At 60.7% G+C, this 12,271-nt stretch carries 12 protein-coding genes; 7 read left to right on the top strand and 5 right to left on the bottom strand.

Annotation, left to right across the window (positions count from 1 at the left end):
- Positions 1-69: 69 nt before the first annotated feature.
- Positions 70-1,422, top strand: coding sequence for a GntP family permease (locus CD58_RS06690; protein WP_025212269.1), 1,353 nt, complete (start codon positions 70-72; stop codon positions 1,420-1,422).
- A 162-nt stretch (positions 1,423-1,584) separates the two neighbouring features.
- Here CD58_RS06690 and alaC read toward each other — a convergent pair whose 3' ends face one another.
- A complete protein-coding gene (alaC, locus tag CD58_RS06695; protein WP_025212270.1) occupies positions 1,585-2,802 on the bottom strand; it encodes an alanine transaminase in 1,218 nt (405 codons plus the stop codon).
- A gap of 208 nt (positions 2,803-3,010) precedes the next feature.
- On the opposite strand from alaC, the gene CD58_RS06700 reads away from it, so the two are divergent.
- Together CD58_RS06700 and CD58_RS06705 are read left to right on the top strand one after the other, a co-directional pair.
- Positions 3,011-3,673 (top strand): LysE family translocator, encoded by a 663-nt coding sequence (locus CD58_RS06700; protein ID WP_025212271.1) that lies wholly within the window; start codon positions 3,011-3,013, stop codon positions 3,671-3,673.
- A gap of 77 nt (positions 3,674-3,750) precedes the next feature.
- Complete coding sequence (locus CD58_RS06705) at positions 3,751-4,239, top strand: GyrI-like domain-containing protein (RefSeq protein WP_025212272.1); 489 nt, start codon at positions 3,751-3,753, stop codon at positions 4,237-4,239.
- A 131-nt stretch (positions 4,240-4,370) separates the two neighbouring features.
- On the opposite strand, the gene CD58_RS06710 is transcribed toward CD58_RS06705, so the two are convergent.
- Positions 4,371-4,856 (bottom strand): GNAT family N-acetyltransferase, encoded by a 486-nt coding sequence (locus CD58_RS06710; protein ID WP_025212273.1) that lies wholly within the window; start codon positions 4,854-4,856, stop codon positions 4,371-4,373.
- 140 nt (positions 4,857-4,996) lie between these two features.
- Here CD58_RS06710 and CD58_RS06715 point away from each other — a divergent pair, with 140 nt between their 5' ends.
- From CD58_RS06715 to CD58_RS06730, 4 genes are all read left to right on the top strand, one after another.
- Positions 4,997-5,431, top strand: a complete 435-nt coding sequence (locus CD58_RS06715) for a YybH family protein (protein ID WP_025212274.1) — start codon at positions 4,997-4,999, stop codon at positions 5,429-5,431.
- Between the two features lie 67 nt (positions 5,432-5,498).
- Positions 5,499-5,843 (top strand): YciI family protein, encoded by a 345-nt coding sequence (locus CD58_RS06720; RefSeq protein ID WP_025212275.1) that lies wholly within the window; start codon positions 5,499-5,501, stop codon positions 5,841-5,843.
- 27 nt (positions 5,844-5,870) lie between these two features.
- Entirely contained in the window at positions 5,871-6,347 is a 477-nt protein-coding gene (locus CD58_RS06725) for an SRPBCC family protein (RefSeq protein ID WP_025212276.1), read from the top strand.
- On the top strand, positions 6,347-7,582 hold the full coding sequence (locus tag CD58_RS06730) for an RNA polymerase sigma factor (protein WP_025212277.1): 1,236 nt from the start codon (positions 6,347-6,349) through the stop codon (positions 7,580-7,582). Before CD58_RS06725 ends, CD58_RS06730 begins: the two co-directional genes overlap by 1 nt.
- A 174-nt stretch (positions 7,583-7,756) precedes the next feature.
- Here the strand turns inward: CD58_RS06730 and CD58_RS06735 are convergent, their stop codons facing one another.
- The 3 genes from CD58_RS06735 to CD58_RS06745 form a co-directional block, all read right to left on the bottom strand.
- A complete protein-coding gene (locus tag CD58_RS06735) occupies positions 7,757-9,100 on the bottom strand; it encodes an imelysin family protein (protein WP_025212278.1) in 1,344 nt (447 codons plus the stop codon).
- A gap of 177 nt (positions 9,101-9,277) precedes the next feature.
- Positions 9,278-11,329, bottom strand: a complete 2,052-nt coding sequence (locus CD58_RS06740; protein ID WP_025212279.1) for a putative bifunctional diguanylate cyclase/phosphodiesterase — start codon at positions 11,327-11,329, stop codon at positions 9,278-9,280.
- Between the two features lie 304 nt (positions 11,330-11,633).
- Positions 11,634-12,230 (bottom strand): superoxide dismutase, encoded by a 597-nt coding sequence (locus tag CD58_RS06745; RefSeq protein ID WP_025212280.1) that lies wholly within the window; start codon positions 12,228-12,230, stop codon positions 11,634-11,636.
- Between the last annotated feature and the right edge of the window lie 41 nt (positions 12,231-12,271).

Consider the following 12,271-nt stretch of genomic DNA (forward strand, 5'->3'; position numbering starts at 1 on the left):
AGATAGCGCTGTCCCGACGGCTTACAAATAACTGCTTCAATAACAACAACAAATCAGGAGACACCTCCCATGTTCGGCATGTCCCACGAGACGTTCCTGCTGCTCGATGCAGTGGTCACGGTGATCGGACTCATTGTCCTTATCACCAAGTTCAAGTTCCACCCGTTCATTGCCCTGACCATCGCCGCCGCGTTCCTCGGCCTGACGTCGGGCATGGCGACCGGCACCATCATCAAGGCCTTCCAGGACGGCTTTGGTGGCGTGCTGGGCTTTGTCGGCATCATCCTGGCGCTGGGCACGATGCTCGGCAAAATGATGGCTGAGTCGGGCGGGGCTGATCAGATCGCCCAGACCCTGATCCGCGCCTTCGGCAAGGATAAAGTCCAGTGGGCCATGATGTTCGCCGCGTTCCTGGTGGGCATTCCGTTGTTCTTCGAAATCGGCTTCGTGCTGCTGATCCCGCTGGTGTTCATCGTTGCGCGCCGCACCGGTGTGTCGATCATCAAGATCGGTATCCCGCTGCTGGCCGGTCTGTCGGCGGTCCACGGCCTGGTGCCGCCGCACCCGGGGCCGCTGTTGGCGATTGGCGTGTTTGGCGCCGACATCGGTAAAACCATTCTCTACGGTCTGATCGTGGCGCTGCCAACGGCCATTATTGCCGGGCCGATCTTCGGTACGTTCATTGCCAAGCACATCCCCGGCCATCCGAATCAGGAACTGGTGGATCAACTGGCGCGCGAGACGGATTCCGCCGATCTGCCGAGCTTCGGCATCACCCTGGTCACCGTGCTGTCGCCGGTGTTCCTGATGCTGCTCAAGACCTTCGCTGACGTGGCGCTGCCGGACGGCAATATCTTCCGCGCCTGGATGGACATGATCGGCCACCCGATCTCAGCGTTGCTGCTGGCCTTGTTGCTGTCGCTGTACACCTTCGGCTACAAGCAGGGCATCGGTTCCAGCCAGATGCTCAAGTGGCTGGACGCAAGCCTGGCGCCAACCGCCGCGATCATCCTGATCATCGGCGCCGGTGGCGGCTTCAAGCAGATGCTGGTGACCAGTGGCGTGGGTGACGTGATTGGCCACATGGCGGTGAGCGCGCAGATTTCCCCGATCCTGCTGGCTTGGCTGGTGGCGGCGGTGATTCGCATCGCCACGGGTTCGGCGACAGTGGCAACCATTACCGGTGCCGGGATCGTGGTGCCGGTGGTGGGGATGATGCCGGGTGTGAACCGTGAGCTGCTGGTGCTGGCGACCGGTGCCGGTTCGTTGATCCTGTCCCACGTCAACGATGCGGGCTTCTGGCTGGTCAAACAGTACTTCAACATGACCGTGGCCGAGACCTTCAAGACCTGGACCGCGATGGAAACCATTCTGTCGGTGGTGGGATTGATCTTTATCCTGTTGCTGTCGCTGGTGGTCTAACCGACAACACAGTAGTCAATGTGGGAGCGGGCTTGCTCGCGAATGCGGACTGACAGTCAACAAACAGGTTGAATGTTACATCGCCTTCGCGAGCAAGCCCGCTCCCACACTGGTTTTTGGTAATCAACAAATCCAGGGGAATACCCACATTGGGTTTTTGTCTCAGCCGTTGGTTTTGTTGACCAACCCATCCGCCCTGAACATCCCACGGATCCCACGCACCGCCTGGCGGATCCGGTCCTGGTTTTCGATCAGCGCAAAGCGCACGTGATCATCCCCATACTCCCCGAACCCCACCCCTGGCGAGACGCAGACCTTGGCCTCGGCCAACAGCTTCTTGGCGAACTCCAGTGAACCCAGGTGTGCATAGGCCTCGGGAATCTTGGCCCAGACGTACATCGACGCCTTGGGGTTTTCCACCATCCAGCCCAGTTCATGCAGCCCCCTGACCAGCACATTGCGGCGCTGGCGGTATTGCTCGGCGATGTCGCGCACGCATTGTTGGTCGCCTTCGAGGGCCGCAATGGCCGCCACCTGCAACGGGGTGAAGGTGCCGTAATCGTGGTAGCTCTTGATCCGCGCCAGGGCGTTGACCAGTTCCGAGTTGCCCACCATGAAGCCGATGCGCCAGCCGGCCATGTTGTAGCTTTTGGACAGGGTGAAGAATTCCACGGCAATGTCTTTCGCGCCGGGCACCTGCATGATCGACGGGGCTTTCCAGCCGTCGTAGACGATGTCGGCGTAGGCCAGGTCGTGAATCACCAGCACGTCGTACTGCTTGGCCAGGGCGATGACCCGTTCAAAGAAGTCCAGCTCCACGCATTGGGCGGTGGGGTTGGACGGGAAACCCAGGATCATCATCTTGGGTTTCGGAATCGAGCCGCGAATGGCCCGCTCCAGTTCGTCGAAGAAATCCACACCGGGCACCAGCGGTACCGAACGCACCTGGGCGCCGGCAATCACCGCGCCGTAGATGTGGATCGGGTAACTGGGGTTGGGCACCAGCACCGTGTCGCCCTGGTCCAAGGTCGCCAGCATCAAGTGCGCCAGGCCTTCCTTGGAACCGATGGTGACGATGGCTTCGGTTTCCGGGTCGATGTCCACTTCATAGCGGTCCTTGTACCAGCGCGAAATGGCGCGGCGCAGGCGCGGGATGCCTTTGGAGGTGGAGTAGCCGTGGGTGTCTTCGCGCTGGGCGACGGTGACCAGTTTTTCCACGATGTGTGGTGGCGTGGCGCCGTCGGGGTTACCCATGCTCAAGTCGATGATGTCTTCGCCGCGCCGACGCGCAGCCATCTTCAGCTCGGCAGTGATATTGAATACGTACGGGGGGAGTCGATCGATGCGCGCAAAGCGGCGCGGCGAACCTTGTTCGGCCATTGTTGCCTCGAGATACGTGAGCGCCCGGAACCGTCCGAGCGACGTTGGCCACTGCGGTGGCCTGCGGCGGAAGATAATGGGGCTGATGGCAAATTGTCCAGTAGCGGCGCAGAACTATTTTCGACGACACTGTCGACCCGCACGTGCGAGCTTCATCCACGCCTGCGGACGGTTAACCCGACCTAGTCAAAATTCGAACGGAATGATGATGGAATTTTCCAGCGGTTTCTTGCTGAGCCTCTCCTTGTGCCTGGACATTGGCGTGGCCAATATCGCGATGATTACCCTGGCGATGCAGCGCGGTTATTTCCAGGGTTTCGCCCTGGGCCTGGGTACCTGCGTGGGCGACCTGGTCTACGCCGTCCTGGCCCTGGCCGGCATGACCGTGCTGTTGCAATACGCAGCGGTGCGCTGGGTGCTGTGGATCGGCGGTTCGGTGTTGCTGCTGTATTTTGCGGCGAAAATGATCCATTCAGCGATTTACCACAGCGCAGTGTTGGCGCAGGCGGGTGAGGGGCGGGGCGATTCTTCCGGCCAGGCGTTCTTTCGCGGGATTTTCCTGGCCATGTCATCACCCAGTGCCATTCTCTGGTTCGCGGCTGTGGGCGGCACACTCATTGCTCGTTCAGGCGGTGGAACATTGCTCAGTTCGGCGCTGTTCCTCAGCGGTTTTCTCTGTGCCGGACTGTTGTGGTGCGCAGCCCTGTGCCTGGCGGCGACCCAGGGCGGCAAATTATTGGGCGATAAACTGTTGCGCTACTCCTATTGGGCATCGGCGGCGATCTTCTGCTATTTCGCGGTCTATGTGATTGTTTCTGGGTACAACGAGTTTGTAGGGAAAGCCGCTGCGACCGTGCTGCCTGGACTCTGATAAGCGAAACGGCCTGGCAATCACTGTTTGGCTTCTATACTGCCAAGCCCGACCTCACGTTTCCGGAGTGTTGACGCATGGAAAAGCACAAACGCGATAACGCAGCCGAGCCACGCTTTGAACACGGACGTTTTCAGCTGATCGCGGGTTTTGGTGCCCGTTTTACCCAGGAAACCGCCCAGGACATTCCGCTGCTCTGGGAAAAGTTTTTGCCCTGGCTCGGTAAGGTGCCAGGGCAGAAAGACGAGGTGACCTACGGCGTGTGTTGCAACGCGGACGGGGAGGGCGGGTTTGAATACATCGCCGGGGTGGAAATCAGCCGGCTCGACGATCTTCCTGAGCAATACCGCTGGATCGAGATCCAGCCCGGGCACTACGCGGTGTTCGAACACAAAGGCCCGTTGAAAAGCCTGCCGGACACGTTCCAGTACATCTGGAAAGAGTGGTTGCCGCAGTCCGGGCATGAAGCGGCGGACGAACCGGAATTCGAACGCTACAGCGAAGATTTCAACCCCAAGACCGGCGAAGGCACCCTGGAGATCTGGATACCGCTCAAGCCGAGCTGATCGATGTGGACCCCTGTGGGAGCGGGCTTGCTCGCGAAGGCGGTGGGTCAGCTTGCATCAGTGTTAAATGTGCTGGCACTTTCGCGAGCAAGCCCGCTCCCACAGGAGATGGTGGCGCCCTTCAGCGATGGTTAAAACACCAATCCCATCCGCCGCTCATAACCGATGCGGCCTTTGTAAGCCTCGCCGCAGTCGACCCAGCCCAGCCGGGTGTACAGGCCAATGGCCGATTCGTTTTGCGCATCCACCGACAGTTCCAGCCCTTTGATCTGCGGCCACGCCGCGCGAGCCACCTCGGGCAGTGCCAGCAAGCAGGCCTTGCCGTAACCCTTGCCCTGTGCCCGATAGTCGACTTGCAGCGCGTGCAGGGTGGCGCTGTGCTCATCGGCCCAGGCGGGCAGTACTGGCGGGCGCTTGAGCAACAGGAACGCCACTGGCACGTCGTCAGCCAATAGCGCGAACCCCTTGACCCCCGGACTAGGCCTGGGCAGGAGCGCATGCAGCGCACCGTAGATATCGCCGACGAACTTGACCTGTTCGGGGTGGACCTCGATGGCTTCGACCTGCTGACGTTGAAGTGCGTTGAGCGCTTCGTAAGGTATGAGCTGAGCGGTCACAAAACGTCCGTTGGCTGTTGGCAGGGTGGGTCTGGAATTCTAGCGAACTTTTTTCTTTGGATTATTTTGTTTGATTGTCGATTTGCCGTTTCTCCAAACGACAAAGGGTGTCTTCAACAAAAAATCTGCGGAGAATCATCATGAACACCCAAGCCACTGAAACCGAGATCCAAGCCCTGATCGATACGTATCGCCAGGCCGTCATGACCAAGGACGTCGAAAAAGTCATGGCGCTGTATGACGAGAACATCGTCTCGTTCGATGCCATCCAGGCCTTGCAATTCAAAGGCAAGGCCGCTTACCGGGCCCATTGGCAGGCGTGCATGGAGATGTGCCCCGGCCCGCACAAATTCGACTTTCATCAAGTCAAGATTACCCCGGCCGACACCATCGCCTTCGCCCACTGGCTGGCCTATTGCGGCGGCACCAACGAGAAGGGCGAGGAACAGGCCTGCTGGATGCGCGTCACCGCCTGCTACCAGCGTGTAGCCGGGCAATGGCGGATCGTCCATGAACACTGGTCCGCCCCGTTCGACCCGATGGCCGGTACAGCGTTGTTCGACCTGCAGCCCTGATCGTCGGTTTTTTCGCCAAGCGTCTTTGCGCCGTCCATAGTTGATCAGTTCGATCACGGAGCTTTCCATGAAGTACTTATGCCTGGTCTATAGCAACGAACACGTGCTGCACAGCTCGCCTGACAGTCCGGAGGATGCCGAGTGCATGGCCTATGCCGAATCGATCCAGGGCAGCGGGCGGATGCTCGCCGCCGAGGCCCTGGAGTCGGTGCAGACCGCCACCACGGTGCGCATGCGCGGCGGCAAGCTGTCGATCACCGATGGCCCGTTCGCTGAAACCAAGGAGCAACTGGCGGGCTTCTACCTGATCGACGCCAAGGATTTGAACGAAGCCATCCAGGTCGCCGGCAACATTCCGGCGGCCCGGGTCGGCTGCGTCGAAGTCCGACCGGTACGCCAACTGAATCCCTGAACAACAATCACAAACAGGACTTCATCCATGAACCTCAAGCCTGCCCCTTTTGAGCTATCCATCAGCCGGGTGATCGATGCCCCGCGCCAGAAGATTTTCCGCGCCTGGACCGAGCCGGCCCTGCTGGTCCAATGGTGGGGCCCCCACGGTATGACCACGCCGGAGTGCGAAATGGACCTGTGGGTCGGCGGCCAGTTTCGCACGCTGATGCGCGCGCCCGACGGCAGTGAATACCCGACCCTGGGGGTATTCCTGGAAATCGTCGCGCCGCGGCGCCTGGTGTTTACCGATGCGTTTGTGCCCGGCTGGATACCTTCCGGCAAAGCTTTCATGACCGCCGAAGTGCTGCTCGAGGAGGATGACGGTAAAACCCGTTACACCGCCCGCGCCCTGCACTGGACTGAAGAAGACCGCCAGGCCCACGAGGCCATGGGCTTCCATGAGGGCTGGGGGCAAAGCCTGGACCGGCTCGAAACGCTGGTGACACAAGGCATGCCCGACTGATGTCGGCCGAAGCGGTCAAGGCGCGGGTCGAGCAGGTTTATCGGCAGGACTCGCGGCGGATCCTGGCGACCCTGATTCGCCTGCTGGGGGATTTCGACCTCGCCGAAGAAGCCTTGCACGAGGCTTTCTTCATCGCGGTCGAGCGCTGGCAGCGTGACGGTGTGCCGGACAATCCGCGGGCGTGGCTGGTGTCTGCCGGGCGCTTCAAGGCCATCGACAGTTTGCGTAAGCGGGCACGTTTTGCCGCCTCCCGACCGCTGTTGATTGCCCAGCTCGAAGAACTGGAGCAGGCCGACTGGAGTGAGGAAGACGTGGAAGACGATCGTCTGCGACTGATTTTCACTTGTTGCCACCCAGCCCTGGCCGCGGATGCCCAGGTACCGCTGACGCTGCGGGAAGTGTGCGACCTGACCACCGAGGAGATTGCCCGGGCTTTCCTCGCCGCCCCAGCGGCCATTGCCCAGCGCATCGTGCGGGCCAAGGCGAAAATTCGCGATGCGAAGATCCCTTATCAGGTCCCCTCTCGCTCGGAACTGCCCGATCGGCTGGACAGCGTGCTGCGGGTGATTTACCTGGTGTTCAACGAAGGTTACTCGGCGTCCATGGGCAGCGAGCTGACCCGCGAAGACCTGACCCGCGAAGCGATCCGCCTCGGGCGCCTGCTGATGGAGCTGCTGCCCGAAGCCGAGGTCATGGGGTTGCTGGCGTTGATGCTGCTGCACGAGTCTCGACGGCCGGCGAGAACCTCACCCGCCGGTGAGCTGGTGCTGCTCGATGAACAGGACCGCTCCCTGTGGGACGCCGCGCTGATCGCCGAAGGCTGTGCCCTGGTGGAAGCTGCGCTGAGTACCCGGCGGTTTGGACCTTATTGCCTGCAAGCGGCGATTGCGGCGGTGCATGCCGAAGCGCCCACGGCGCAGGAGACCGACTGGCCGCAGATCGTCGGGCTTTACGATGTGCTGCTGCGTGCCGTGCCCTCACCGGTGATCGAGCTCAATCGCGCTGCCGCGCTGGCCAAACGCGATGGGCCGCTGGAAGGGTTACGCTTGATCGATGGGATCCTGGGGCGCGGTGAGTTGCTGGACTATCACCTGGCCTACTCGGCGCGGGCCGAATTCTGTCGGCAGTTAGGGCGATTGGATGAGGCGAGGGCAGCGTATCGACGGGCATTGGAGTTGACGCAGCAACTGCCGGAACGGCGGTTTATCGAGGGGCGGCTTGCGGGGTTGCAGTAATTGATGACTGATCTCGCATTTATGAACACCAGAAATCAATGTGGGAGCGAGCTTGCTCGCGATAGGGGTGCATCAGCCAACATTGATGTCGACTGATAAGCCCCTATCGCGAGCAAGCTCGCTCCCACAGGTTTTTGTGGCTGGCTGCGTTAACCTTCAGCCAGCCAATGTTGATCAGAACTCGTGATCAGCGCTGTCCGGGTTCAGGTCGCTGATACCCAGTTTGCCCGCAGCCTGTTCAATCGAACCAGTCTGCTTGACCAGGGCGGCAATGGCGTCGCGCACGATCTGGTTGCCGGCGGTGTTACCGGCGGCGATCAGTTGGTCGTAGTGCTCACCCTTGTTGGCGTGATCGACCATGACCTGGATCTTGGCTTCGGTGTCGGCCAGATCGGCCTTGAGCGCGGTGTCGGCGGCCGGGTCGGCCTTGGCCACCAGGGACGACAGGCTGGCGCCGGTCATCTTGGTACCGTCGACGCGGGTGTATTCGCCCAGATACACGTTACGCACGCCTTTGGCATCGTAGAAATGCGAATTGTGCGTGTTGTCGCTGAAGCAGTCCTGCTCGTCTTCTGGCGAGTTGGCTTCCAGGGACACCTTCATGCGTTCGCCCGCCAGTTCACCCAGGGACAGGCTGCCCATGCCGAACAGCATCTTGCGCAGGCCGCTTTCGGCCGGCTCGGCTTCCAGGGTGGCGCGGTAGTTGTCAGCCACGTTCGGCTTCCAGTTGCCGACCATTTCTTCCAGGTCGTTGACCAGCAGTTGGGTCACGGACTTGAGGTAGGCACGACGACGATCGTTGTGGCCGCCAGTGGCGCCGGCGCCTTGCAGGTAGTCGGAAGCCGGACGGTTGCCCGCGCCAGGGCCGGTGCCGTTGAGGTCCTGGCCCCACAGCAGGAATTCGATGGCGTGGTAGCCGGTGGCGACGTTCGCCTCGGAACCGCCCAGCTCGTTGAGGCTGGCGAGTTTTTCCGGGGTGATGTCTTTCACGTCGACCTTGTCTTCACCCACCTGGACTTCGGTGTTGGCGATGATGTTGGCGGTGGCGCCCGGGTTACCCAGCGCGTGCTCGTAGGATTTGTCGACGTAGTCGATCAGGCCTTCGTCCAGTGGCCAGGCGTTCACTTGGCCTTCCCAGTCGTCGATGATGGTGTTGCCGAAGCGGAACACTTCGCTCTGCAGGTAAGGCACGCGTGCGGCGACCCAGGCGGCCTTGGCGGCTTTCAGGGTATCGGCGTTCGGCTTGGCCAGGAACGCGTCGACGGCGGTTTGCAGGGTTTTCGCGGTGGATTCGGCATCGCTGTAGACGGCATAGACGACGTCGGCGTAGTGGGCGACAACGGCCTTGGCGGCGGCTTCGTCAACTTTGCCGGTGGCCGCCGGGGCAGCCGGTGCCGCAGTGCTGGCAGCTGGCGTTGGCGCCTGCGGCGCGGCGGCCTTGTCTTTGCCTTCGCCGCAACCGGCGAGGGAAATAGCAATGGCCAGCAGACTGGCGGTGGCCAGGGGCATACGAATCATGGCGAACATCCTGCTTCGGTAATGGGATGGGACAGGCGCGAGGTGCGCAAAGCTGCGACATAATGCGAAAGATTTGCATTATGTGTAAAGGGTTATGGTTGTAAATATTTCTTATTTAATATTACGAGATTGCCGCCTTCGCCAGCGCCTGCAAGGGGCCTGGCACCAGGGGATGAATCAGAGGATGGACACCTTACTGCGCTCCGCCTGCTTCAGATAAGCGCCCAACTCCCGCGCCGGCAACGGTTTGCTGTAGTAATACCCCTGACCTTCGTGACAGCCCTCGGCGATGATGTACGCCTCCTGCTCGACCGTTTCGACGCCTTCGGCGATCACCTGCATCCCCAGGCTTTTGCCCAGCTGGATGATGGCTCGGACGATGGTCGCGTCGTCCTCGTCATCGAGTAGGTCCTGGACGAAGCTCTTGTCGATCTTGATTTTGTCCAGCGGCAGGCTCTTGAGGTAACTCAAGGACGAGTAACCGGTCCCGAAGTCATCGATGGCGATCAGCGCGCCGGAGCGGCGCAGGCTCAGCAAGTGCTGGGCGGCGGTGGTGATGTCTTCCATCAGGCCGGTTTCGGTGACTTCCAGCTCCAGGCTGCGCGGCGGCAAACGGTACATTTGCAGGAGATTGTTCACCACCCGTGGCAGTTCGGCGTGGTGCAGTTGCACCGTCGACAGGTTGACCGCCATGCGCAGGTCGACGAAGCCCTGGTCGTGCCATTCGCGCAACTGTTTGCAGGCCTGGTCCAGTACCCATTCGCCGATGGCGATGATCGTGCCGTTCTGCTCGGCCAAGGGAATGAACAAGTCCGGCGGCACGAGACCGTGTTCAGGGTGATGCCAGCGGATCAGGGCTTCGATCCCCACCACCCGCAGGTCGCGGTAGCTGATTTGCGGCTGGTACACCAGGGAGAATTGCTCGCGGGCCAAGGCTTCGCGCAGGTCTTTCTCCAGTTCGCGACGGCGGCGCATTTCGCTGTCGACGCTGGCGATGTAGAACTGATAGCGATTGCGCGAGCGGGCCTTGGCCAGCGTCATGGTCTGCTCGGCTTTCTGCAAGAGCTTCTCGGTACTGTCGCCGTCCTCGGGGAAGAGGGTGATGCCGATGGTGGCCCGCAGTCGGATCTGCTGGTCGTCGATGGCGAATGGCGCCTCCAGGTCATCCAGGATGCTCTGGGCCAGCTCGGCGGCTTCATAGGGCTGCTCGATGTCGGCCTGGACCAGGGCGAACTGGTCACCCCCCAGTCGCGCCAGGGCCCCGAGACGTCCGCTGTGGGCCCGCAGCCGATCCGCGAGGGCCAGCAGCAACTGGTCGCCGGTCTGATAGCTGAACTGTTCGTTGATGCCCTTGAAATCATCCAGCCCCACACACAGCACCGCCACCCGCCGTTGCAGGCGCCCGGCGTCCACCAGGATCTTGTCCAGTTGCTGTTGAAGCTGCTGACGGTTGGGCAGGCCGGTGAGGAAGTCATACTGGGCCATTCGCAGCAGACTGTTTTCCGCTTCGTGGCGCAGGTGTGTGTTGCGCTCGATGGATTCGAGCAATTGGTTGGCGGTATTGATCCACAGGCCCAGCTCGTTTTTCTCGTGGCCTTTAAGTTGCGGAATCTTGTGTTCGCTGGGGCGATCGGGATTGATCTCGGTCAGGTGCTCGATGATCCGCGACAGCGGCTTGGTCAGTAGCCAGTGATAGACCAGGTACAGCACCAGGCCCATGGCCAGGGCTCGCAGCATCCCGGAGATGAAGATGATGACCGAGTTGACGATGAAACTCTGGCCATAGGTGGCGGTGTCGAGGGTGATGCTCAGGTCGCCGTAATATTCACTGTAGGGCCCGCGTCCCACCAATTGCGTCGTGAAGGTGCGCTCCTTGCCCAGGATCAAGTCGGTCAGCCAGCGGCTTTCGGACTTCTGCAAGGGCCGGGTTTTTTCGGCGAGCATGGTCTCGCGAGGGTGGCCGATGGAGGCCATGCGCACGGCGTCGTCCTGGAACAACCCCTCGATCACCTGCATGCCCATTTCCCGGTCCAGACTGTAGACGGCCTGGGTCGAAGGGTCCCGGAACATATCGAGAATCCGCTGGGCGTCGCTGGCCACGGCCCGGTCGGTTTTGTAGGCATCGAACACGATCTGGGCACAGCTCAAGACCATGCCAACGATCAATGCCGAGAGGAGCACGACCCGGAGCAACTTCACAGACAAGCTGTTCTTGAGTTCCAGCTTCAAAGAGGGGTTCCTTGTTCCGTGCGGGTAGCGTCAAGTTGCCATGAGTATTGGCAATCCTGTGATGTCAGTCAAAGGGACAATCAAACACAGGGGTTTTCGCTTGAGGCCTGGCCGATACGCCGTTTTTTCCGAGCTATTGCTCTATGGTCATTGTGTCGGTTGGAAAGGGCCGCAACTTGAGGCCAGGAAGGACTTTTTATTGGATTCCGGATGCGAGGTTGTGTCCCCGAATGGAGTGCCGATCCTGGCTGCAAGGTAAAAAAAACCCGGCAAGGCGCCGGGTTCTTTTGTCTGGCATCACGACTTAAGCGGTGAAGGTCTTGCCTTCGAACTGCTCAGCCACGAATTTCCAGTTGACCAGGTTCCAGAACGCTTCGACGTATTTCGGACGAACGTTACGGTAGTCGATGTAGTAGGCGTGTTCCCACACGTCGCAGGTCAGCAGCGGGGTGTCGCCGCTGGTCAGCGGGTTGCCGGCGCCGATGGTGCTGGCCAGGGCCAGGGAACCGTCAGCCTTTTTCACCAGCCAGCCCCAGCCGGAACCGAAGGTGCCGATGGAGGTTTTGCTGAACTCTTCCTTGAACTTGTCGAACGAACCGAAGGCCTTGTTGATGGCTTCAGCCAGGGCACCGGTTGGTTGACCGCCGGCGTTTGGCGCCAGGCAGTTCCAGTAGAAGGTGTGGTTCCAGACCTGAGCGGCGTTGTTGAAAATACCGCCCGAGGAAGTCTTGACGATTTCTTCCAGGGTCTTGCCTTCGAACTCGGTGCCAGGCACCAGGTTGTTCAGGTTCACGACGTAGGTGTTGTGGTGCTTGTCGTGGTGGTATTCCAGCGTTTCTTTGGAAATGTGCGGCGCCAGTGCGTCGTGTGGATAGGGCAGCGGCGGCAATTCGAAAGCCATGGTGATTCTCCTAATCAGGTCAGTTGCGGTGAGCGCAAGGC

It is taken from the genome of Pseudomonas brassicacearum, from assembly GCF_000585995.1.
Classification (GTDB): Bacteria; Pseudomonadota; Gammaproteobacteria; order Pseudomonadales; family Pseudomonadaceae; genus Aquipseudomonas; species Aquipseudomonas brassicacearum_A.